Here is a 24,353-nt window from a genome sequence, read left to right as displayed (position 1 = left end):
CTACAGGAGTTTCTTTCTACCGAACATACAGCTTAAACAAACGTTTGATTAATTCTCTATTTTTCTTTGTTAACCCTTGAGTTACATCGGTTTCTTCCTACCGAACATACAGCTTAAACAAACGTTTGATTAAAAAAATAAGAAGCCTCTTTTGCAGGCTCCTTCATTATCTATTTAAATAATCTGCAATTGTTTGAAATACGACGATATACATATTATGAATACTTTCTTCTGTATTTCCACCATTCGATAAACCAACTGCCCATTGTTGTCCTTCACCACTTCCGATATTCGCAAACCCTTGCGTATACATAGCATTTACATCTTTTCGGGCACTGTTATACTCTATCCCTTTTGTAATAAAAATCGAATATGATTTATCTTGTAAACCGATAAAAAACACTGGTTTCTTTAGTGATGAAAATACATTTTTATATTGCTCTGTTGAGGCTTCTTGAAAGTGATCTTTCATTATTAGAAAACCATCTACTTCCTTAGATTTCTTTTCCAGTTCCTCTAACTTCATTTCCTCAAACTTTATATTCCTAAACGTATCTTTCGGTTTTTCTCCAACAACTCCAATTACGAGTGCTCTTCCGTTATATTCTAATTTCTCTCCTTCTTTATCCTTTGCACACCCAGCACCGACTAGGCATATCAATATAAAAAATAAGAAATACGATAAACGCTTCATTTAGCACCCTCCCCTTCTTTTTAGTCAAGTGACAAAAACGTAAGGTTAATTCAAGAAAATGTAAGTAAAATCGATAGCCCAATTCACGTTTCTATATTATAATCAATTGAATTTACTTACATTACTAAACATAGGAGATCAACATGAAGAAATTTAAACTTTCATCTTTTCTTCCGTTAAGTTATATACTTCTACTCGTGCTCGTAAGTCCCCTTTACGACGTATTAAATAAATCGACTGTTCACGCAGTAGACGTTACAACTGTAGTAGATGATTGGATTCCATTTGTAAAAGCATTTATTATTCCTTATTTACTTTGGTTTCCATACTTATACGGCGCACTTATTTATTACTGTTTTGCTGACCGAAAGCAATATTATGTTACTTTAAGTAGTGTTATTTTTGGAAAGCTTGCTTGTTTTTCTATTTATTATTTTTGGCAAACAACTGTACCACGTCCGACTGTCGTTGGAACAGATGTATTTTCTGAACTAGTTCGCTATATTTATAGTATCGACCAGCCAGTAAACTGTTTCCCTAGCATTCACGTTCTTACTACATTTGTAATTATGTTAGCTGCCTTTAAGCGTAGAGAACAACATGCTTTTGAATATTACATCCTTACTTTCTTCGGTACACTTATTATTTTATCAACGCTATTTACGAAGCAGCATGCCTTTTTAGATGCCGTTTCTGGAATGACACTTGCAAGCATACTATACTTCGGAGTTCAGCTCTTATTAGCAAAAGAACCAATAAAAGTTCCAGTAAAACAAAATCATAAAATGTAACATAAAAAAGCAGACTGTGGCTTCAGTCTGCTTTTATCTATTATTAAGGAGATTTTCAATTTAAGATTGCGGTACAGTCATATCACCAGAATGAATACGACCTGCTTTTTTAAGAGCAATGTAAAGTATATAAGAAACAGCTACTGGAATGACGATATAAGTAATTACCATCGCCGGGAGAACTTCCCATCCTTGGCTGGAAATTAAATTAATTGGTGCTATAAGAGAACTTAATCCAAGACCTGCAATTTCCTTTCCTGCTTCCAGTTGGAAAATTAATGCTGATACTGGACCGACTATAGCACTGGCGACGACAGTTGGGACGAGAATCATTGGATTTTTAGTGATATTTGGTAACTGTACTTTCGGAGTACAAAGTGCTTGAGCTAATATGCCACCTAAATTGTTTTCTTTTGCTGAGATGACAGAGAATCCGATAAACTGAGCAACGCATCCAGCAAGAGCTGCACCACCTGCAACACCGTCTAAGCTAAGTGCAATTGCTAACGCAGCTGATGAAGCTGGAGAGATAAGTAATAGTCCCCAAACTACTGCAATGACGATAGAAGCGATGAATGGGCTACCAGCTGAGCTATCTTTAATAAACGCTCCAACTGCATTTAAAACAGGAGTAATATTATGAGATAACCAAATGCCTACTAAACCAGAACCTAATATGGCCGCAAATGGAACGAGCATCATATCTAACGCAGTTTTTCCGCTTAAACGTTTACCAATATATACAGCTAAAGTTGCTGTTAATAATGCACCGATTGGCTCACCTGTTTTAATAATTAGACCAGCTTCAGTAATCGAAATGGATCCGGCACCAATCGCTCCGGCTACCATCGCCGAGAAGATTACAAGACCGTTTGCACCGAGCATAAAAGCAATTCCAGCACCAATTGCCGGTGCCATTAGTGATTTTGCAACAACTCCGATTGTAATAAGTAATGGTATATCAACAATTCTTCCTATATTTTCGATCAGTAAACCAATTCCGAGGGATACGAAAATACCTTGTGCAATTCCAGCAGATGCTTTAAATACACGAGACATTATATATTCCTTCATTTGTTTCACCTTCTCCTATAAGTTAGTAACCAATTGTTTTCATATAATCACGTAAAATATCGTTTGATTTTGCGAATCGAGATTCTTCATCCTCTGTTAAATTGAGTTCTACAACTTCTCTTATACCGTCTCTAGTAATAATAGCTGGTACTCCTGTGCAAATATCATATTCACCGTACTCACCATCTAAAATGGCTGATACAGCAATGACACGGTGATCATCATTAAAGATTGAACTCGCAATATATGCTAGAGAATTTCCAATCCCGTAATAAGTAGTTCCTTTACGTTTATAAATTTCCCAGCCAGCTTTTGCAGTCTTCTCAACAATTTCATCTAAATCTATTTCACCAAATCGTTCTTTTTGTTCTTCTAAAATTTGCAGAATTGGCTTTCCACCAACAGTTACATGAGACCAAGCAACCATTTGAGAATCACCATGTTCTCCTAATGAATACCCATGAATACTACGAGGATCTACATGTAGCATTTCAGATAAAATTGTTCTTAAGCGAGAAGAATCTAGTGATGTACCAGTACCGATTACGCGATTTCTAGGTAATCCAGATAATTTCCACACTTCATATGTAATAATATCAACTGGGTTCGATGCAAGTAAGAAAATACCATCAAATCCACTTGCCATTACACCACCAACAACACTTTCCATAATCTTCGCACTCGCTCCTAAAGTATCTAAGCGACTTTGTCCAGGTTTTGGTGCTGGCCCTGCTGTAATAATGACAATGTCCATATCTTTGCAGTCTTCATAGCTTCCTGCATATACTTTTGTTCTTGTATTTGTAAAGTTAATGCAATGTGATAAATCCATTGCTTCCCCAACTGCACGTTCATGATTTATATCAATTAATAATAGCTCTTCGCAAATTCCTTGATTTACAATGGAATACGCACAACTTGATCCAACTAATCCAGTACCGATAATTGCAATTTTTCTTGTATGTCTTTTCATAGCAATCTCTCCTAATTGATCATATAATCTATTTCTTTTGTTCTTTACATTCTTAATTATAGAGGTTCCCACGATAGAAACCATGGATACTTTGTGAAATGTTGAACAAAGTTTTTGTCCTTTTTGTGAATTGTCATATTCCATTTTCGTCATATTTGTTACAACTGGAAAAATATTTATTATGTATTTATTGACATATACAAAAAGAAAACGAGCGAATAAATTCGCTCGTTTTCTTTTTCCTGTTATTCCGCACTTAATTGGCTTTTTAATTGCTGTACAATCATCGGATTAGCAGGTGCTGCCGGTTTGTAATAACTCTTTTGCTTTGCGTACTCATACATATTACGTTGGCGCGCCTCGTCTTGATTACGAATTTGAATTAACGTTTGATGTAACTGTTCATTATCAGACTGAGCAATATAATTTGCATAGCTTGTTAAACTTGCATTTAATCCTGCTAAATAATCATTTACCATATCTTTTTCATTCATTTTCCGCTTCCTCCTATCCTAGGAAAGTCATTAATTGCTGTTTCGTATTTCGTGCATCTTGCGCATCTTTTTGTAGCATTTGTTTCAGTTGTGGATCTGTACACGTCTGTGCATACTGCTCCAACTTGTTAATAATTGTTGCGTGTCCACCAATTAAATGACGTAAGTTTTCTACTTCAAGCTCTGTTAAATTTTGCATGGAATACTCCTACCTTTCTTTATTCGTTCACTGTTAGTATTTAGCTATTTTTTGATTGTATACATGAATTAACTTTTTCACGTGCATACAAAATAAAAGATGAATAGCTAAGCCATTCACCTTTTATACTGGTTATGTATTTATTTTTATAGAGATACAATCATACTTATACTCACAAGTAAGTTCCATACAATGTGTAAAATAATACTAGGTATAATAGATTGCGTCTTTTTGTATAACATTGCAAATACCATTCCCATAATCGTTGCTGTAATTAGAAGCCCCCCATGAAGAAGTCCAAAAATGAAGGAAGAGATAATGATACTAACTAAAAAATTATATTTCTTTTCTAAAAATCGATATAAAATACCTCGAAATAGAATTTCTTCTTTAACCGGCGTAATGATAGCAATACTTAACACATATATAATACTTTGTATGTTATTTTGAAGTCCTAAACCTCCTAATTGTTCCTTTTGTTCTGCTGCACTTTCAAAACTAAACACATGTAACATTAAATATTGTGATACTGCAATGATAATAAAACCAATTAATAGATATAAATATGTCTTCCCATTCTTCAAAACGGATACATCCCAAATGTATTTAATAAAATGAAGAACTGGTTTATAAGCTAATAAAACGATAGCAACAACAATTGCATCGAATAAGAGTAAGTAATATCCCTCTAAATTAGCACGTAATACCTCTTCTCCAAAAATTCCAAGGGCTAAAGCAAGGAATAATCCCCCTAAGAGTGAGAACCCTAGAATGCTTGCAATCGTTACAACTAGATTTTTATATGTTATGTTATCTACTTCTCTTTCTGCATTATACGCGTCTAATACTGTTTTTCTCATACTATTCCTCCATTTGTTTTCATTACCTTAACGAAAATCCTTTAATACAAATATATAGATAATATAACAATTTTTTCAAAAAGAATAATATGCAATTTTACATATTATGAAAACTTTATATTTTATAGTTTTAGGAATAGAATTGCTATGCAATAATTATTATATGAAATTTTAAAAAATACTTCCTATCCACTATAACCCTCGCATCATATAAAACTTATTAGTTAAAGGAGCAATGAACATGAAAACACATGACTTCCTTACAGAAATCCAGAAGGGCTCTGAGCCTAGTCCATATCAAGATCCTATTGCTTTTATTTTCGTTTGCCTTTCCGTAGTCATATACACATTTTTCAAACCTGTAAAATAATATCATGTAATGAGAAAAAGCCTACCGCTCTTTTCGAATTATATGCACTAAAAAACCTTAGAATCACTTCTAAGGTTTTTGTTTGCCTCGCTTCTTATTCACGTAACCCTTTAATAAACGTTTCCAACAATACATGTAAACTTATATCTAAATCTAACGGCAAACCAAATCCGCCCTGTTGTTCAATCGAAGCAAATCCATGACAAATACTTCTGAATCCGCGTGTCGCATGAAGTGCATTCTCTCCTTCTAAGCCATACTGTTGTAAAACCTGAAGACAAAGCTTTACAATTCCGTCACCTGCTTTTCTTACTTCTTCATCTCGTAAAAAAGTTGCTTCATATAGTCCAGGATGTTTTCGGACAAATGCTACATACGCTTCTCCTAAAGCATGAATTGCTTCATCCATCCGTTTATCCTCGGCAGCTTCTTCCAGTCTGTTATGCAGCTTTTTGATTCCGTAAATGCCAAGATTTTTCCGTACATCTTGTAACCCTTTTACATGATTATATAGTGAGGGCGAACGTACCCCTAACGTTTGCGCTAATGAAGCTAACGTTACTTCTTGTACTCCATTTGCATCTGCAATTTCTGCTGCTGTTTCTACAATCTTTTGTAATGTAAGTCCGATTCTCGGTGACATCAATTAACCCTCTTTTCTACTTTCTATATTCCGCTTCGCTTCTTTAATAGCAAGCTCTATGAAAGCCACTGGATCGTTTATCATTTTTCCATGTCCTGCCGCAAGCAAGGAAGGCTCATATTCTCTTAACTTCTCTGCACTTTGTAATGATATTTCTTTGCTCCACGTTGCCATCGCCGGAAACGGAAACCAAAATTTCATTTGTCCTGAAACAGCCATACCTCCTCTTGTTTGGAATGCATCTCCGACAATAAGAGCTTTATTTCTTACATCAAGAAACGACATGGAGCCTGGCGTATGTCCCGGTGTCATAATCGCAAGAAGCGATCCAACTCGGTCGCCATCTTCTAATAAAATATCAGGTACCGTTTTTAATTTTTTAGGTACACCGCCTTTTATCGGTATATTCGGTTCATCCTTTTGTAACGTCATATCTCCTTCTAACAGCTTTGCGTCCCGCTTAGAAATATAGACTGGAACATGAGGAAGTACTTCCTTTAATGCATCTAATGCACCGATGTGATCATCATGCGCATGTGTTAATACAATCTTAGTAATTGGTTTTCCTATTTTCTCAGCCACCTGTAAAATACCTTTTGCGCTATATGGCAAAGCCGCGTCAATTAAAGTTAAACCATCATCTTCCTCTACAAAGTAACAATTTACAGGAAACGCTCTTGGCAAAAATGACAATTGATATACCGTTTTTTCATGTATCATCCTCATAGTCCCATCTCCCTTTTCACAAAAACTAATACCATTAGTTTTATTATACTAATGGTATTAGTTTTATGTCACTAAAAAAATTTTTTTCAAAAAAAAGAACAGTAGCCGTATAAACGACTACTGTTCTTTAAAGATATTAAACTGTGTAACGCTCATCTTCTAAAATTTTCGCAGCGATTTCACGTTTCTTCGGAATTACGTTAAGTGGTGTGTGGCGAGTTAATTTACGTAATGATGATAACATCATGCGCAGCATGTCGCCGTTTTCAACTGCGATAAGTGTTTCTTTCGCATCTGCTTCGATTTCGTTAAATGCTTCTTGGCAGAATACTTCAGTGTATAACACTTTTTGTTTATTCTTTTCAAGACCAGTTGTTTTGATCGCTTTTTCTGTACGAAGAACAGCTGATTCCATTGCGTATAGATTGCTTACGATGTCAGCGATATTCACAAGAATTTCTTGCTCTTTATCTAATGCTTTACCGTATTTTTGAGCCGCTAATCCAGCTACCATTAAGCCGATTTTCTTCGCATTAGTTACTAAATACTTTTGAAGTGCTAATGGCTCATCGCCTACTTCTTCTGGCATCATCATCATTAACTCTTCTTGTAATTTTTGTGCTTTTTGAAGAAGTGGTAATTCACCTTTCATCGCTTTACGTAAGAACGTACCTGGTACGATTAGGCGGTTAATTTCGTTCGTTCCTTCGAAAATACGGTTAATACGAGAATCGCGGTACATTCTTTCAATCTCGTATTCTGCCATAAATCCGTAACCACCGTGAATTTGAACACCTTCATCTACTGTATAGTCTAATACTTCAGAACCGAATACTTTGTTTAAAGAGCACTCGATTGCATATTCAGCGATAGAAGCTGCTACCGCTTTACCGTCTTTTACTTCTTCTTCAGATAATGTGCTCATGCGGCTTTCGAATAAACCTACTGTACGATATACAGAGCTTTCAGCTGCATATGTTTTTGCTGCCATATTCGCAAGTTTCTCTTGAATTAATGGGAAGCGAGCGATTGGTTGTTTGAACTGTTGACGTTGGTTTGCATATTGTGCTGAAATTTCTACTGCACGTTTCGCAGATCCAACTGTACCAACACCTAATTTATAACGACCGATATTTAAAATGTTGAATGCGATAATATGACCTTTACCGATTTCACCAAGCAAGTTTTCTTTCGGTACTAACGCATCTTCTAAAATTAACGTACGAGTTGAAGAACATTTAATACCCATTTTCTTTTCTTCTGGGCTTGTAGATACGCCAGCGTAGTCTTTCTCTACGATAAATGCTGAGAAGTGCTCTCCATCGATTTTTGCATATACGACGAATACGTCAGCGAATGCAGAGTTTGTAATCCACTGTTTTTCACCGTTTAATACGTAATGTGTACCTTCTGCATTTAAACGTGCAGTTGTTTTTGCGCCTAATGCATCAGATCCTGAACCTGGCTCAGTTAATGCGTATGCAGCTAATTTTTCACCAGTTGCAAGTAATGGTAAATACTTTTTCTTTTGCTCTTCGTTACCGAATAATACGATTGGTAAAGATCCGATACCTACGTGAGCACCGTGAGTGATTGCAAAGCCGCCAGCGCGAGAGAATTTCTCTGCGATTAACGCTGAGCTTACTTTATCAAGACCAATTCCGCCGTACTCTTCTGGTACGTCAGCGCCTAATAAACCAAGCTCCCCAGCTTCTTTTAAAAGACGAACTGAACGATCAAATTCATGTTGCTCTAAATATTCAAGCTCTGGAAGAACTTCATTTACGATAAAGTCCTCTGTCGTTTTTGCAATCATTTTATGCTCAGATGAAAAATCTTCTGGCGTAAACACTTGATCAATCGTAATCTCATCAACTAAAAAGCTACCGCCTTTAACCGCATTTCCTACTGTTTTTTCCATGAAAATTTCCTCCTTCATATTTTCATGAGCAGCTTCTCTCTTTTTGAAAGAAGCTGGCTCTCCCTTTTTTATAAACCTTTGTTGCTTCCATTCTTTGCATTGGCAGCGTCTCGTTCTGAGCGAACCGCTTCCACTTTTTTTATAATCCAGTTCCAGTGGCTAAAACAGTCGGTCGTTTCACCCCTTCCTTTGAGGCAAAAAGCGCCTCTTCGTCAGGGCTTCCAACGCCCTCCTGTTCTAAACGAGCCACCTGCACTTTTTTATAATCCAGTTCCAGCGGCTAGAATGTTCGGTGGCTTCGCTTCTTCCTGCGAGGCAGAGAACGCCTCTACGTCTGAAGCTCCATCCCCCTCACATTCTGAACGAGCCGCTTCCACTTTTTATAGTAATTCAAATACTCCCGCTGCTCCCATTCCGCCGCCGATACACATTGTTACGATACCGAATTGTTCGTTGCGGCGTTTCATTTCGTGAATAAGAGATAGTGTTAGTTTTGCCCCTGTACAGCCAAGTGGATGTCCAAGTGCGATTGCACCACCGTTTACGTTTACTTTTTCTTCATCTAAACCAAGTTCACGAATAACTTGAATTGATTGAGAAGCGAATGCTTCATTTAGTTCAAATAAGCCAATATCAGATAGCTCTAAGCCAGCTAGTTTTAGCGCTTTTGGAATTGCAGCGATTGGGCCGATTCCCATTACTTCTGGTGGTACGCCAGCTACTGCAAATGAACGGAATTTCGCAAGTGGCTTCATGCCATCGCTCACTGCTTTTTCGCGATCCATTAATAGTACAGATGCTGCACCGTCACTCATTTGTGAAGAGTTACCAGCTGTTACAGAACCGCGAACGTTAAATGCTGGACGTAATTTCCCTAAAATGTCTAGCGTCGTCTCTGCTCTTACACCTTCGTCTTGTGCGAAAGTGATTGTTTCTTCTTGCAGTTTATTGTTTGATCCAACCGAGCGTAACGTTACATCTACAGGTACTGTTTCATCAGCAAAGTTTCCTGCAGCTAATGCTTTCGCAGCACGTTGATGACTTCTTACTGCAAATGCATCTTGCTCTTCACGAGAAATTCCATATTTCACAGCAACTTGCTCTGCTGTATGTCCCATACCCATATAATATTCCGGAGCCGCTTCTACAAGGCGACTATTCGGACGAACAACGTGTCCCATCATTGGAACTAAACTCATTGATTCCGCTCCGCCTGATAATACAGCTTCAGAGTGACCAAGCATAATGCGCTCTGCTCCGTAAGCGATACTTTGTAAACCAGAAGAACAGTAACGGTTAATTGTAATAGCTGGAACATCGTAAGAAAGTCCTGCTAGTCCGCCGATATTACGAGCCATATTTAAACCTTGTTCTGCTTCTGGCATCGCACAACCGAAAATTAAATCATCGATTGGTCCTTCATAATTTGCACGCTTTAACGTTTCCTTTACTACTAACGCCCCTAGATCGTCAGGACGAACTGTTTTTAATGAACCCCTCTTTGCTTTTCCAATTGGTGTTCTTGCTCCCGCAACAATGACAGCTTCTCTCATGAACGATATCTCCCCTCGTTATTAGTTACGTAATGGCTTTCCTTTTACAAGCATGTGCTGCATTCTTGCTTGTGATTTCATCTCACTTACTAAGCTAATAAATGCTTCACGTTCTACATCTAATAAATATTGCTCATCAACTTCTGTTCCGTACGGTACTTTTCCGCCCGCAATGACATATGCAAGTTTCTTCGCAATGTGAAGGTCATACTCTGAAATGTAACCAGATAAATGCATTGCTTCTGCACCAAGTGCAAGAGTTGCATATCCTGTTTCCCCAACAACTGGTATCTTTTTGCGGATTGGCGCTTTGTAACCAGCTTCATATAAAGCAAGTGCTTTCTGTTTCGCATCGTATAGTAAGTGATCACCATTCACACTAATACCATCTTTATCACCTAAGAAGTTATGAGAAACTGCTTCTTGTCCTGAAGTTGAAACTTTCGCCATTGCGACTGTTTCGAACACTTTATTTGCAACTTTTTGCAGATCAAACTCTACACCGTTTGCCATTTTGTTTAAGTGTTTAATGTATAGCTCTTTATTACCGCCTCCGCCAGGGATTAAGCCAACACCAACTTCTACTAAGCCCATATACGTTTCACTAGAAGCTTGAATGCTCGCTGCTGGTAAGCAAACTTCTGTACCTCCGCCAAGCGTCATACCATATGGTGCTGCTACAACTGGCTTAGAAGAGTACTTAATTTTCGTCATTGCATCTTGGAAGTTTTTCACAACTAACTCAATTTCAAAGTAGTTGTCGTCTTGTGCTTCCATTAAGATCATTGCTAGGTTCGCACCAACGCAGAAGTTCTTCGATTGGTTACCGATAACAAGACCTTTATAATTCTTTTCTACTTCATCAACAGCGTAGTTAATCATTTGCGTAATATCCATACCGATTGCATTGCTCTTCGAATGGAACTCTAAGCAAAGGATGCCGTCGCCTAAATCAATTAAGCTCGCTCCGCTATTTTTCTTTAATACACCATTTTTCGCTTTTAATCGCTTAAGAGAAATTGCTTTTTTATTACGCTCGATTAGCTTATATTCGCCATTATCGTAATAGTAGCTATCGCCGTTATCATGTTTATAGAAAGTAGTGAAACCTTTCTCTAACATTTCTTTCACCCAAGTAGGAACAACTACGCCGTTTTCTTCCATCTTTTGAACAGATTTTTCAACGCCGATTGCATCCCACACTTCAAATGGCCCTTGCTCCCATCCAAAGCCCCACTTCATCGCTTGGTCAATTGCAACGATATCGTCAGCAATTTCTTTATGAAGTTTTGCAGAGTATAAAAGAGTTGGTGTAATGATGTTCCATAATAACTCTCCTGCACGGTCTTTTGCGTATACAAGCGCTTTCAATTTATTCGCTAATCCTTTTTCTTGTTTACTTAACTCTACGGATGCAGCTTTTAATTTTTTACGCGCTTCGTATTCCATCGTTTCAGGATTTAATTCTAAAATTTCTTTTCCTTGTTTTAAGAAGAAGCCTTGACCCGTTTTACTTCCAAGCCATTTTTTCTCCAGCATGTCATGCATGAAAGCTGGTACTTTAAATACATCACGCTCTTCTTCTTGCACATTTTCATATACGTTATTTGCAACGTGTACGAATGTATCTAAACCGACAACATCTAATGTGCGGAACGTTGCGCTCTTCGGACGACCAATAAGTGGGCCTGTTACAGAATCAACTTCCCCAATGCTATAGCCGCGTTTTACCATCTCTTGAAGAGTAACAAGTAAACCGTACGTACCGATGCGGTTTCCAATAAAGTTTGGTGTATCTTTTGCGATAACAACGCCTTTTCCAAGAACGTCTTCGCCAAATAGTTTCATGAAGCTTAATACTTGTGGATCTGTTTCTTTCGTCGGTATTACCTCTAGAAGTTTTAAATATCGTGGTGGGTTAAAAAAGTGTGTGCCTAAGAAGTGTTTCTGGAAGTCGTCTGAACGACCTTCTGCCATTTTTTCAACTGAAATACCTGACGTATTCGAGCTTACGATAGAACCCGGTTTACGAACCGCATCTACTTTTTCAAATAGTTTCTTTTTAATATCTAAGTTTTCAACTACTACTTCAATAATCCAATCTACATCAGCTAGACGCTCAAGGTCATCTTCTAAGTTACCTGCTTCAATCAGTGCTAAATTTCCTTTCACTGTCAGAGGAGCTGGTTTTTGCTTTAATAGTTTTTGCACAGCCGTATTACTAAAACGATTTCTCACACTTTTATGTTCTAATGTAAGTCCCTTCGCTTCTTCTTCTTTCGTAAGCGCAGGTGGTACAATATCAAGCAATAATGTCGGAATACCAATATTAGCTAAGTGTGCCGCAATTCCCGAACCCATTACGCCTGAACCTAGAACAGCAGCCTTTTTAATTTGGAACATCCAATTCTCCCCCTATTCTTGAATGAATGCTCATTCAATTTTTCGACATAAGTCGCAATCAATGAGTGAGCCTCTACTAATAAATATATGATACTGTTTAAATTTTCGCAATATATTTATTGATAAAATTTTCTGAAATAAATATTTTTCTTTTATTTGCCCATGCTATATATGTATTTTCTTCACTAAAATACACTTTCCCTTTTTATAATCTGACGAAACTGGAGGAATATATATGGCAAAACTTAAGAAGAACCCTTCAAAGGCTGGAATTAGTGCAGCTAGTGTAACTGGAAACGCAGGTCCGCATAACCAGGGTGTTGAAAAAGGACGCCAAGGTAATAACCAACAATATAAAAAGCATAATATGGGCGAAAAATAACGCTATATTTTTGGGCAGAGAACGTGGCATAATGATTAATGGCTGCTTTTTCTGCCCAATTTATTTGTAACAAATGAGGGAATTATAATGAAGCGAACAATAGTTATGATTGTAATGATTGCCACACTATTTACAGGGATGATTTTCTTCTCTTATGCACAAAGGCAACAAGCTGTAAGAGCTGATCAACCTAATATTACTGGGCAATATGGAGTTACAATCGATGCAGACACAGGTGAAGTTTTGTATGGAAAACGCGAAGACGAACGCTCTTATCCGGCTAGTATAGCCAAAATGATGACAACCCTTCTTTTACTAGAGAATGTAAAAGAGGATGAAGAAATTACAGTTACAGAAAACGCAATTAAAACAGAAAGTCAAAGTAAGAAAATTAAACTTCGTGCTGGGGAAAAGTTAAAACGTGATGAGGCATTAAAACTGATGCTTATCATTAGTGCAGATCCAATAGCTGAATCCATCGCAGAACATATTGCAGGATCAAAAAATGAATTTGTGAAAATGATGAATACTAGAGCGAAGGAACTCGGTACAAAGCATGCGACTTTCAAGAACGCAAGTGGTGCTGATGCACTTGGAAATAAAGTATCGCCATATGACATTGCTATTATTACGAAAGAAGCATTAAAGTATCCAGTTGTTTTAGAATATATGAATTCAACACGTACAACTCTACATACTTCAGAACGCTCTCCAAACATCGCAAACTACGGACGAGAAGAACTATATGACGATCCATATGCGATTGGAAGTAAAAGCGGTCTATCAGCACTTGGCAAATATACAGTCGTAACAGTGGATGAAAAAGACGGTAAACGCGTCATTAACGTCGTATTATCTTCTACTCGCGCGCAACTATATCCTGATACGAAGAAAATGGCACATTATGCATTTCAGCAATTAAAATAACCAAGGAGTATTTTCTCCTTGGTTATTTTTTAACCATACCTTTTAATACGAACGCAACGTTTGCTGGACGCTCTGCTAGACGGCGCATGAAATATCCATACCAATCGTTTCCATAAGGTACGTAAACACGCATTTTGTAACCTTCTTTTACTAGCTCAAGTTGACGCTCATTACGAATACCATATAACATTTGGAATTCAAATTGATCCCTTGGAATATTATGTTCTTCAGCAAGTTTTTTTGTATATTCAATAATTGCTTCGTCATGTGAAGCAATTGCAGTATAATTTCCATTTAATAAGTGCATTTTAATAATCTTTTTATAATTGTCATCTACATCTTTCTTGTCCGGGAACGCCACTTCTTCAGGTTCTTTATAAGCTCCTTTTACAAGACGTAAATTAGGTTTATAAGCATTTAAATCCTCAATATCTTTTTCTGTACGATATAGGTAAGCTTGAATAACAGTACCAATATTATCGTACTCAGATTTTAATTGTTTAAAGATATCAATTGTTTTACCGCAGCGTGTATAATCTTCCATATCAATTGTAACGAACACACCATTTTCTTTTGCAGCTTCTAAAATACGGCGCATATTGTTCATTACGATTTCATCAGAGATATCTAATCCCATAGAAGTCATCTTTAAAGAAAGCTGCGAATCAAGACCTTCTCTTCCAATTGCACGGATCGCTTCAATCGATTGGTTAGCCATTTCATTTGCTTCCGCTTCATTATCAACGAATTCACCTAAATAATCGATTGTTACACAAAGACCTTGCTTATTTAATTGTTGAATGGCAGCTGTCGCTAATTCAATCGTCTCCCCTGCGACGAAGCGACCTGCACCAAAGCGTAAACCGTACTTTTTAGCCAGTTTTGTTAGCGCTTTATTTTTAGATAAGAAAAGAAACGAATTTCGCATTAATTGTTCCATGTAATTCACCCCTATGACTGTAATTTATCTGTTTTTTACCCCTCTTCAAAATTATATCATTGTTTAAAATTATTGGATACAAATAATTATTTAGATAATTTATAAAATACTATAAAAACATTTAAAAACCTATATTTCTGCTTATAAATATACCCGAAATATTTTTCGACATTTAGAAAAATGGAGTTTAATAGGCATAAAATAGGCATGTCGAAAATATTCGACATGCCTATAAAATCCTTTATATTCCATGTAAATTATATAAGGATATTAATACAGAAAACTTGCGATTATATTTACCTCAAGTTTTTTTATTGCTCATTTCGCTTCTCTTCATTCAGCCTTTTAATATCTGTAATTAACTGTACCATCTCTTCTTTCGCATCTGGATAAGTTTCATTCCAATGCTTTACTAAAGCTGGCATCGTCTTAGCTATGTAAGAATACAGTGCCCACTTCTGTACCTGTTCTTTTCTCTCTTCATTGCTCTCTCCAAGTAACAGCTCAGTATATTTCTCCAGTAAACCATCAAACTGCTCGTTAAACTTTTCACTCATTTTATTTACCTCCTATATGAAAAAAGCAGCGAAGATCGCTGCTTTTTCTTATAATTTTGATCGAACAGAGTTTAATTTTTTCTCCATTGTGCTTACTTTATCACGACGATCATCAATACGAATAGTTGTTGCAACACGCTGTGCACCTTTCGTATATGGAACTTCATGCATTTGTTGTATTACTTCTAGAATGACAGGAAGATCTCCTTCAATAATTGTATTCATCGGTGTTAATTGATACTTCACGCGATCCGCATTTTTCTCTAGCACCTTTTGTACTTCTGCTACATATTCACTAACACTTGGATTACCTGTTCCTACTGGAATAATCGATACATCAACAATTGCCATAGTAGTCTTCCTCCTATAATCGTTTCTTATATATCCATTGTCTATTTTACCGAAATCCTCATCATTTTACTAATATGTTACTCTTCCACTTTAAACTGCTCGACTAATCTTTCTAAATCTCTCATATGTTCTGTCAAACTTTCCATCGTGTGAGCTACCTTTTCTAAATGATTCACCTGTGATTCCGTTGCAGCATGTACCTCTTCAGAAACAGCTGCACTTTCTTGACTCGTACCAGCAATTGTATGCATTACCGCTGTAATTTCCCCTTGCTCATAACCTATGTTATGTACCTCTTCTACAATTTTTTCAACTGAAGTACTAATCGTATTTACAACTGACATAATTGTACGGAACTCCATTTCCGCCTCTGACGTCACTTTATTTTGCACATCTGCAATGTCTTTCAATTTACTTACAACTTCTACAACCCTTTTTACTTCTAATTGTACATCACCAATCATCATTGTGATTTCTCCGGTTGCCTCTTTTGATTGTTCCGCTAATTTCCGAACCTCTTCAGCAACAACCGCAAATCCCTTACCTTGCTCACCTGCACGGGCAGCTTCAATCGATGCATTTAAAGCAAGTAAATTTGTTTGATCCGAAATACCTTTTATAAGCTCAACAACATTTTGAATCGATCCAACTCTTTGTTCTAACTTATCCGATGCTTCTTCTGTATGAACAACAATCGAAGATGATTGTCCCCTCGTACGGATTAAATTCCTCATTGTATTTAATCCTTGCTTAGATGCCTCTTCCGCTTTGCCAGCCACTCCTTTTATTTCACCAACGGAGCTATTCATTTGTTCTACTGACTCCGCCATATTCTCGAGCTGAGCTGAAACTTCATCCACACTATTCGCAAGAGTAGAAGCTCCTCCGCTCACATCATCCATCGCTCCTGAAACTTCTCTACTAGCCGCTACTGTTTCGTTCGTTAAATAATGTAAACTATTCGTTGATTGTTGCACCGTTGATACGCTGTTTTTAATTTTACTTACCATTTCATTCATTTGTTCAACCATATCATTAAAGTGCTTCGTCAACTCTCCAACTTCATCTTTACTTGTCACTTTCATTCGCAGCGTTAAATCGCCTTCTGCTACTTTTTGCACGTGATTCTTTAATAGTTGCAGTGGTCTTGCTAATCTTCTTGAGAATAAGTAGGAAGCTACGATTCCAACTAATAAACTAATACATGCCATTATAATAACTGTATTTCTCGTACTATTTAATAGCCCATCGATCGTTTCTTTCGGATAAAAGATTCCTATCGTCCATTTCATCGTATCAAATGATTGACTATAAACAACTACATCTTCACCTTTTATTGTAGTGACCGCATATTTTGTTCCCTCTTTATTTAAGCTCTTTATAAGCGGCTCTTTAGAAACATCTTTCCCTATCTTTTCTGGATAAACAAGAGCCATATTTTTATCATTTATAATAAACATTTCTCCGTCATTATTGTATTGAATATTGTGAAGCAACTTCTGAATCGTCCCAAGCGATACATCCATCGCAACAACGCCTAATACAGACCCATCTTGAGCTGTAATTGCTTTAGAAACACCTACACTTAACTTGCCTGTTGCAATTTCATAAGAAGGTTGTCCCCAATGGACCTTTTTTACATCAGCCTCTGAATCTTTATACCATGGTCTTGTCGTTGGATCGTATCCTTCTGGCACTTGCCCACCTTCAGCAAGATTGGCACTTAATGTTTTTTTATCTTTCGTACCAATATATAAATCTAAAATACCAGGATGATTCTTTTTATACTCCGCAAACTCTTTCGTTAAAAACGCTTCCTCTTCCGGAGTAACCCCACCTTGAAGCATATTACGAATCATCTCACTGTTCGCGTAATACCCCATATCTTCATCCGTTCTTTGAACAAATGTCGTAAGTTGCTCTGTCACAAGATCCATCGCATTTTGAGAATACTCGTCTAAGGAGCGCACTTCCTTTTCTTTCTGTAATTGATACACAGCTGTACCCAATATTACGAACATCATAGAAATAAGTACTGAAAACACTACCGCAATTTTTAAACGTAAACTTCTTAACATTTTCCCCCAAGCATCCCCTTCGTATTAAATTAAAATCTTATTAATCATTATATTAAGTATAATAGATAAAATTAAAAAATTGAAATTAATTCTCACCTTAATACAATTAGAAAACGGACTACCACTTGTGCAAAAACAAATAGTTCATTATCCTTAAAATATAATCTCATTCGTTCGGAGGGAACTATGTTACAAAAATTCGGTTTCTCACAATATGAAAGCCAAGCTTATGAAGTTGTCGTATCAAGCAATGAACCATTAGATGCTACAACAATTGTGAAGCATTCAGGTGTTCCAAAAGCAAAAATATATGAAGTACTAGCACGCCTAATCGATAAAGGAATGGTAATGGATTCTGTTTCAGAAAAGAAAAAATTGTATACAGCATTACCACTAAAACTAGCAATTGAAAAATTAACGACAGAATTCCAATCAAATATTAAAGAACTGGAAACAAATATATCAAAAAAATCATTTACAGATGACCGTGTGTGGAGCTTAAAAATGCAATCTTCTATTCGAGTTCAAAGTAAAGAACTCATTGAAAGTGCACAAGAATCAATCCGTATTTCAGCTTGGAATGATACTCTTTTAGAATATCTCCCTTTACTAGAACAAAAAGCAAAACAAGGTGTTCAAATTGAATCCCTTATTGTTGGAGAAGTAGAAACAGACTTAGAAAACATGCATTTTCTAATCCCAGCTGAAGAACCTAATGCATTAGAGCGCTACTTGCTACTTATCGTTGACAATCGTGAAATTTTATTTGCTGGCGTAGAACAAGAGTCATGGCAAGCGATGAAAACAATGTCACAACCTTTCGTAAAGTTCTTTACAGAATTTTTCTATCACGACGTTGCACTTGCAAAGATCACCCAGAAGCACCACGATCTCTTTATGGAAGATGATGAAATTAAGAGTTTGTTGATGAAGTTGAGATACTAATTAAATAATAAAAAGGAGTCTAATTTTTCACTTAGACTCCTTTTCGTTTTGTTCCTTTATCTCCATCAACAGCTCAATGATTTTCTCATTTTGCTCTACCTGTTTCTCTGAATTTTGATAGATGAAACGAATCCATCTAAAAACAATGATAACTACAAATAACGGCAATACTGTGAATATAAAACCAATAATTGAATAATCCATATACTATCACCTCGCTATATACCCTTTTCTCCATTTACCTACTAAAACCTGCAATTTTTTACAAATAAAAAAAGAACCTATCAAACGATAGATTCTTCTTTTACGAACTGAGTAGAGCGTCCTCTCGTAATCGAGAAAATCGCGCAAAGCAGTGCTAATATAATAAAGCCACCGCCTACCCAAGCATTATATATAACAGATGATTTTTCAATAACAACTCCGCCTACTGTTGAACCAAGTGCAATTCCTAAATGAAGCGCAGAGTTATTTAAACCTTGCTGAATACCAGCTGATTCCGGTGCAATTTCAATTAAATAATTTTGCTGTGCTGGTGAAATCGCCCAGCTCAGCATACTCCAAAGTCCCATCATAATGATGAAGAGCGGGAATGAGAATGTCATTAATGGCAGTATGAAGATTGCACACGCAAATACGATAATGATAGAAATAATACTTTTCTTCGATCCCCATTTATCAGCAAGCCAGCCACCGAATCCGCCGCCGATTACTGCTGCGATTCCGAAAATAAAGTAAAACACACTAATCCAGTTTGCTTCAACATGCATAACATCTTTTAAAAACGGTGTTAAATATGCATACAATGTTAAATGCCCCGTTAAAAACAAAAATGATGTTAACTGTGCACTTACAATTTTTTTATCTTTTAAAGTAGCAAGTTGTTCTTTTATTGATAATACCGATGTCGGTGGTACCTTCGTTAAGAACAATGAAATACAAGCTATTGCCATAACTGTTAACACAGAAATTAATACAAATGGTGCACGCCATCCGTATGCATTTCCGAGTACAAGACCGAGCGGTACTCCAAGTACAAGTGATCCACTAATTCCCATAAAAATGATTCCAATTGCACGCGCACGAAAATGCGGTTCTACTACACTAGACGCAAGTGTTACAGATAGTGCAATAATTAATGAACCACTCGCCGCACAAATAACCCTTGAGAACATTAGCATTCCGTAATTCACACTAAACGCGGAAATAATATTTCCGATTAAGAAAATCGATAATGCTCCAACATACAATGTTTTTCTTTCAAACTTCCCTGTCACAGCTAATAAAACTGGACCTGACAAAGCAAATACTACCGAAAATATTGTTATAAGCTGACCAGCTGCGCTAATAGATACTCCTAAATCATTGGCAACTAAATCGAGCGTTCCTCCTATAATTAACTCAACCGTTCCGACTACGAAAGCCGCGATAGCTAAAATATAAACACGAAAATTCAAGTCTTTCCCCACGCTTTCTATTTTGGTTACTACGATTATAGTAACCAAAATAGAAAATGGACGCAAGTATAATTTTTTATAATAAAAAACTTCCCTCTTATGATATATCTCCAACATTTAAATAAAGATCCTTATCTGAAAAATTATCACTACTTCTATCCAATTTGTAATCAAACTAAGAAATATTAATAAAAAACAACGTTTATTATTAAATTTATATATATAAATTTAATTTATAATAAACTTGATTAAATTTCCTATTATTTACAAACAAATTGTACCAAATAAGATTTTTCTTTACTAGACTTGTATTAAAATTACAGAAAAATTATTATTTTCTTGTAGAGTAAATACTATACTTTACAAACACACAATAGTTTGGAATATCAAAAAACTTAGAGGGAAAAGAAATGAAAAAATTAACTGCACTAACTTTGACAGCAAGTATTTTAGCTTCAGCTGGGCTTGTGCCTACATCATCTTTCGCAGCAAGTAACGAACTTCCGTATTTAAATGAGATTAAGAAATTGCAGCCAGACGTAAGTACAGAAGAGTTAATTTCAGATATTATTGAAGTTGCAAAAAATACGGGCAATACAAAAGAAGCTTTAGCAGAACAAATTTATAAAGAATTAAAAGCAAATCATGAACAAGGAGAACGAGAAGCTACTCAACGAAATAATAAAGATACTACTAATGTTCAATATGGTGCTAGCGGCGGAAATGTAAAAGTAGGAAATTCTAATATGGGCGACTTTTATTATACTGGATCTACAACTGCTTATATGAATCACGGACATGTCGGTATGTACTATAGTAAAGACTTGATTGTTGAATCTGTACCAGACAAAGGTGTGCGCACAATTGCTACTAATAAACGCTTAGTTGATAAAGGTGATGCAGTTGTCAAATCTGTAAATACTTCTTGGCAAAATAAAAATGACGCAGCTTGGTGGGCGAAAGATCGTGTAGGAAAGGATGACTATTCTTATAATTTCGCAAACAATAGAAATACTAGCCATTATGGCGCGAAGAATTGTTCTAAATTGATATGGTCTGCTTATAAATTACATGGTGGTTTAGATTTAGATAAAGATGGTGGAGCAGGTGTATATCCTCGAGATGTTAGAGATGCGCAAAAAACATCGTTAATTCGTAATATATAATTTTAAAACTGAAAGTGAAACAATTTATTTGTTTCACTTTTTGGTTATTTGAGGAGCAGAAGTGAAAATGAAAAATCACCGGAAAATAATTCTATTTTTTACGATTATTATAACGATTGCAGTATTAGCTTACTATTTATGTATAAAAGATAAGAATGCAAACTTAATATCAGATAAAGAAATACAAAATAAAAATTTTTTAGATGATAAAAAGGCTGTGCTTTACTTCTCATCCACTGCCGATCAAGATTTAGATGGTAAAGGCATTAGTTATGCCATATTTATAAATAAACAAGGCGTTGCTAGCGGATATAAAATGGGTGGTCTAGAGCTCGGCGGTATTGGTGTATCTGACGATAAAAAACAAGTTCTATTAGAGAGTAAAAATACTATAACATTTCTAGGAGAAAATCCTACTACTCATAAAATAAAATACCAACATACCGGTGATTTTAATGGATATTTAGCAAACCAAAAGATATTTGTTACTATTTACAATTCAGGAATGGACAAAGAGAACGGGAACTATAATTCAAATGTTTTATTCGGAAATGAAAAAGTTATTCATAAAAGTAATATCCCTCATTTCATTATTAGCTCTGGATTAGATGGGGAAAATATTTTAGTAGCCACTCAAGAATTAGTTACTAATAAATACGAATTGAAAAAATTAACGTTTAATGATGCAACAATGAATATAGAGAATATTACAGCGCTTAATATAAATGGAAAAGAGGACCATGCTAATCTTTCACCTATTTTAGTAGATTCAGAGAATTACTACATGGTTATGAGTACAATTGATAAGGATGATCCGCTAAAAGGGGAAACATTCTTGTTACGTACTAATAAAGCCACTTTAGAACAAAATACAATATTTATGTATAAAGAAGAAAACTCAACTGCAACCAGCCCATTTTCATTAGATAATTCCGCATATATATATAACAACGAATTATATTTTTTAAACGGTCTTGGGGATATATATACATATAACCCTAAAAATAATACGATGAGCCATAAATTCACCATAGATTACCATGTTAAAGATGGTGTTAGATATAATGAACAAACTTATTTCGAAAACGACTCATTATATGTTCTACGTTATGATGCAAAGCGCAATAATAAATACTATATAGAAAGATACAACTTAACAAACGGAAGAAAAGTATCCGAACAAGAAATACAAGGTATAGAATCTATACTCGCCACTGTGAAAGGCGGAAAGAAAGTTTATGCTTATGACTTTAAAATGTTACTACCCAAAACAGATAATTAACTATACTTAATTACCTGTTTCTAGGTTATAGAATAGGGTAATGTAATTCCCCATAATTCTAATTTTATACTTTCAAATTTTTTCATATAAAAAACAGGCGTATGATACGCCTGTTTTCTAATTATTAAACAGCAGTTTTATTCTTCTTATTTAAATACCAATATACCGGCAGTCCCGTAAAGACAATTCCAATTGATAAGAAACAACTTAGTGGATCGTTAATAATCGCACTACCGATTACAAAGAGTGAGCCCAAAATCGCAACGATTGGGACGATTGGGAATAACGGTACACTGTATGCACGCTCTTTATTTTTATTACGTTTTCTTAAAATGAAGACACCGATAAACGTCATTACGTAGAAAATATAAATAATGAATACGGAAATCTCAGATAGCTTATTTGGATCACTAATAATCATTAAAATAATTCCTAAAATGATTTCAACAGTAATCGCATTTGCTGGTGTTTTAAATCTTGGACTTTCCTTTGCAATAAACTTAGCAAATGGAAGTTGTCCACGTTCTGCCATCGACATCGGGATACGTGGGAATGTTAAAATCTTTCCATTTAAACAACCGAAAATAGAAACGATAATACCGATACTAATAATTTTCCCGCCATATTCTCCAAGTAGCATTCCTGCAGCTGTCGCTGTTGCATTTTCTCCAAGTTCTACAATTTGCGTTGCTGGTAATACATTCAATAACGCCAAATTAATTAATACGTAAGCAGCTGTTACAATTAAAATCCCAACTGTCATTGCTTTCGGTAATAGCTTTGTTGGATTCTTCATTTCTCCACCAATTGACGCAAGTAGAATCCAGCCGTCATAAGCAAATAATGTTGCTAAGATCGCCATCCCGATACTTTGATTTTCTGATATCGGCACAACTACGTTAAAGATATCGCTATTCCCTTTCCAAAAACCTAACACAACAATTAATACGATTGGAATCATCTTCCCGATTGTCGTGATCGTTTGGACGATACCTCCGTATTTTGTTCCCATACTATTTACAACGCCAAGGAACACAACTGTTCCAATTGCGATTGGTAAATTCCATACTTTATCTAAATAGAAAAAATTAATCATTAAAGAACTAAAGTATAACCCTAACGTTCCAATAATAGCTGGCCCATACACAATTGTTTGCATCCAGCCTGATAAATATCCCCAAAAACTTCCATAAATCTCCTCTAAATACGTATACAACCCACCATTTTTCGGGATTTGCGCTCCAATTTCGGCTACTGTTAAACCACTTGCTAACGTTAACAGACCACCAATTATCCAAGCAAGAATCGCCATATTAGAACTCCCCGAGTAATCTAATACGCTGCCCGGTTTCATAAACACACCAGACCCAATAATCGTTCCTACTACGATAGAAAGTGCTACCGTTAAACCAATTTTGTTCTTCTCATCATGATGCATGCTGCGTATCCTGGTTTAAAATTCTTATAAAAATCTATAAATTGTTGGCGAACCAAGTCAAATGCCAACTACCGAAAAGGAATCTCACCTTTTTCCTGTCCGTAAGGGTTGTGACCTTTTCATCCACCT

The 24,353-nt window shown here is 36.0% G+C and carries 24 protein-coding genes; 6 read left to right on the top strand and 18 right to left on the bottom strand.

Features of this window, described 5'->3' with window-relative positions; all coding sequences use genetic code 11:
- Positions 1 to 166: 166 nt before the first annotated feature.
- A complete protein-coding gene (locus BLT20_RS26105; protein WP_000826874.1) occupies positions 167 to 694 on the bottom strand; it encodes a hypothetical protein in 528 nt (175 codons plus the stop codon).
- Between the two features lie 143 nt (positions 695 to 837).
- Between BLT20_RS26105 and BLT20_RS26100 the strand changes: the two genes are divergently transcribed.
- Positions 838 to 1,485: a phosphatase PAP2 family protein gene (locus tag BLT20_RS26100; RefSeq protein WP_000713769.1), complete on the top strand. Its 648-nt coding sequence runs from the start codon at positions 838 to 840 to the stop codon at positions 1,483 to 1,485.
- A 60-nt stretch (positions 1,486 to 1,545) separates the two neighbouring features.
- Here BLT20_RS26100 and BLT20_RS26095 read toward each other — a convergent pair whose 3' ends face one another.
- The 10 genes from BLT20_RS26095 to BLT20_RS26040 all read right to left on the bottom strand — a co-directional run bounded on the left by BLT20_RS26095 (position 1,546) and on the right by BLT20_RS26040 (position 12,701).
- Positions 1,546 to 2,559, bottom strand: a complete 1,014-nt coding sequence (locus BLT20_RS26095; RefSeq protein ID WP_000666172.1) for a PTS sugar transporter subunit IIC — start codon at positions 2,557 to 2,559, stop codon at positions 1,546 to 1,548.
- 22 nt (positions 2,560 to 2,581) lie between these two features.
- Positions 2,582 to 3,685: an L-lactate dehydrogenase gene (locus BLT20_RS26090; protein ID WP_002164639.1), complete on the bottom strand. Its 1,104-nt coding sequence runs from the start codon at positions 3,683 to 3,685 to the stop codon at positions 2,582 to 2,584.
- 92 nt (positions 3,686 to 3,777) lie between these two features.
- Positions 3,778 to 4,026: a spore coat protein gene (locus tag BLT20_RS26080; protein ID WP_001002981.1), complete on the bottom strand. Its 249-nt coding sequence runs from the start codon at positions 4,024 to 4,026 to the stop codon at positions 3,778 to 3,780.
- 13 nt (positions 4,027 to 4,039) lie between these two features.
- Entirely contained in the window at positions 4,040 to 4,225 is a 186-nt protein-coding gene (locus BLT20_RS26075) for a hypothetical protein (RefSeq protein ID WP_001180555.1), read from the bottom strand.
- Between the two features lie 146 nt (positions 4,226 to 4,371).
- Positions 4,372 to 5,085, bottom strand: a complete 714-nt coding sequence (locus BLT20_RS26070; RefSeq protein ID WP_001232994.1) for a CPBP family intramembrane glutamic endopeptidase — start codon at positions 5,083 to 5,085, stop codon at positions 4,372 to 4,374.
- Between the two features lie 464 nt (positions 5,086 to 5,549).
- A complete protein-coding gene (locus BLT20_RS26065; RefSeq protein WP_000074925.1) occupies positions 5,550 to 6,098 on the bottom strand; it encodes a TetR/AcrR family transcriptional regulator in 549 nt (182 codons plus the stop codon).
- A 3-nt stretch (positions 6,099 to 6,101) separates the two neighbouring features.
- Positions 6,102 to 6,824 carry an MBL fold metallo-hydrolase gene (locus BLT20_RS26060; protein WP_001242329.1) on the bottom strand — a complete coding sequence of 241 codons (723 nt, stop codon included), beginning with the start codon at positions 6,822 to 6,824 and terminating at the stop codon, positions 6,102 to 6,104.
- A 136-nt stretch (positions 6,825 to 6,960) separates the two neighbouring features.
- Positions 6,961 to 8,745 (bottom strand): acyl-CoA dehydrogenase family protein, encoded by a 1,785-nt coding sequence (locus BLT20_RS26055; RefSeq protein WP_000416291.1) that lies wholly within the window; start codon positions 8,743 to 8,745, stop codon positions 6,961 to 6,963.
- Positions 8,746 to 9,125: 380 nt separating this feature from the next.
- Positions 9,126 to 10,298, bottom strand: a complete 1,173-nt coding sequence (locus BLT20_RS26045; protein WP_001206324.1) for an acetyl-CoA C-acetyltransferase — start codon at positions 10,296 to 10,298, stop codon at positions 9,126 to 9,128.
- 21 nt (positions 10,299 to 10,319) lie between these two features.
- A complete protein-coding gene (locus BLT20_RS26040) occupies positions 10,320 to 12,701 on the bottom strand; it encodes a 3-hydroxyacyl-CoA dehydrogenase/enoyl-CoA hydratase family protein (protein WP_000486379.1) in 2,382 nt (793 codons plus the stop codon).
- Positions 12,702 to 12,936: 235 nt separating this feature from the next.
- On the opposite strand from BLT20_RS26040, the gene BLT20_RS26030 reads away from it, so the two are divergent.
- Positions 12,937 to 13,083 (top strand): YuzL family protein, encoded by a 147-nt coding sequence (locus BLT20_RS26030; RefSeq protein ID WP_001096346.1) that lies wholly within the window; start codon positions 12,937 to 12,939, stop codon positions 13,081 to 13,083.
- 87 nt (positions 13,084 to 13,170) lie between these two features.
- Positions 13,171 to 14,010, top strand: a complete 840-nt coding sequence (locus BLT20_RS26025) for a D-alanyl-D-alanine carboxypeptidase family protein (protein ID WP_000831463.1) — start codon at positions 13,171 to 13,173, stop codon at positions 14,008 to 14,010.
- Between the two features lie 22 nt (positions 14,011 to 14,032).
- Here BLT20_RS26025 and BLT20_RS26020 read toward each other — a convergent pair whose 3' ends face one another.
- The 4 genes from BLT20_RS26020 to BLT20_RS26005 all read right to left on the bottom strand — a co-directional run bounded on the left by BLT20_RS26020 (position 14,033) and on the right by BLT20_RS26005 (position 17,936).
- Positions 14,033 to 14,950, bottom strand: coding sequence for a proline dehydrogenase family protein (locus tag BLT20_RS26020; protein ID WP_000436783.1), 918 nt, complete (start codon positions 14,948 to 14,950; stop codon positions 14,033 to 14,035).
- A gap of 311 nt (positions 14,951 to 15,261) precedes the next feature.
- Positions 15,262 to 15,507 (bottom strand): YusU family protein, encoded by a 246-nt coding sequence (locus BLT20_RS26015; RefSeq protein WP_001290594.1) that lies wholly within the window; start codon positions 15,505 to 15,507, stop codon positions 15,262 to 15,264.
- Between the two features lie 48 nt (positions 15,508 to 15,555).
- Positions 15,556 to 15,858, bottom strand: coding sequence for an MTH1187 family thiamine-binding protein (locus tag BLT20_RS26010; protein WP_001018860.1), 303 nt, complete (start codon positions 15,856 to 15,858; stop codon positions 15,556 to 15,558).
- Between the two features lie 77 nt (positions 15,859 to 15,935).
- The gene (locus BLT20_RS26005) at positions 15,936 to 17,936 is read right to left on the bottom strand and encodes a methyl-accepting chemotaxis protein (protein WP_000946359.1); all 2,001 of its coding nucleotides are present in this window, start codon (positions 17,934 to 17,936) and stop codon (positions 15,936 to 15,938) included.
- A 186-nt stretch (positions 17,937 to 18,122) separates the two neighbouring features.
- On the opposite strand from BLT20_RS26005, the gene BLT20_RS26000 reads away from it, so the two are divergent.
- Positions 18,123 to 18,881 carry a TrmB family transcriptional regulator gene (locus BLT20_RS26000; protein ID WP_000939483.1) on the top strand — a complete coding sequence of 253 codons (759 nt, stop codon included), beginning with the start codon at positions 18,123 to 18,125 and terminating at the stop codon, positions 18,879 to 18,881.
- 27 nt (positions 18,882 to 18,908) lie between these two features.
- Here BLT20_RS26000 and BLT20_RS30640 read toward each other — a convergent pair whose 3' ends face one another.
- Together BLT20_RS30640 and BLT20_RS25990 are read right to left on the bottom strand one after the other, a co-directional pair.
- Positions 18,909 to 19,085 (bottom strand): hypothetical protein, encoded by a 177-nt coding sequence (locus BLT20_RS30640; protein ID WP_000386583.1) that lies wholly within the window; start codon positions 19,083 to 19,085, stop codon positions 18,909 to 18,911.
- 80 nt (positions 19,086 to 19,165) lie between these two features.
- Entirely contained in the window at positions 19,166 to 20,350 is a 1,185-nt protein-coding gene (locus BLT20_RS25990) for an MFS transporter (RefSeq protein ID WP_002026529.1), read from the bottom strand.
- Between the two features lie 398 nt (positions 20,351 to 20,748).
- On the opposite strand from BLT20_RS25990, the gene BLT20_RS25985 reads away from it, so the two are divergent.
- Entirely contained in the window at positions 20,749 to 21,504 is a 756-nt protein-coding gene (locus BLT20_RS25985; protein ID WP_000736809.1) for a YiiX/YebB-like N1pC/P60 family cysteine hydrolase, read from the top strand.
- Between the two features lie 67 nt (positions 21,505 to 21,571).
- The gene (locus BLT20_RS25980) at positions 21,572 to 22,786 is read left to right on the top strand and encodes a hypothetical protein (protein ID WP_000788577.1); all 1,215 of its coding nucleotides are present in this window, start codon (positions 21,572 to 21,574) and stop codon (positions 22,784 to 22,786) included.
- A 124-nt stretch (positions 22,787 to 22,910) separates the two neighbouring features.
- Here the strand turns inward: BLT20_RS25980 and BLT20_RS25975 are convergent, their stop codons facing one another.
- On the bottom strand, positions 22,911 to 24,224 hold the full coding sequence (locus BLT20_RS25975) for an APC family permease (protein WP_000546301.1): 1,314 nt from the start codon (positions 24,222 to 24,224) through the stop codon (positions 22,911 to 22,913).
- Positions 24,225 to 24,353: the final 129 nt, after the last annotated feature.

It is taken from the genome of Bacillus sp. cl96 (genome assembly GCF_900100505.1).
Taxonomy (GTDB): Bacteria; Bacillota; Bacilli; order Bacillales; family Bacillaceae_G; genus Bacillus_A; species Bacillus_A cereus.
This window is presented reverse-complemented; position numbering and strand designations above follow the sequence as displayed.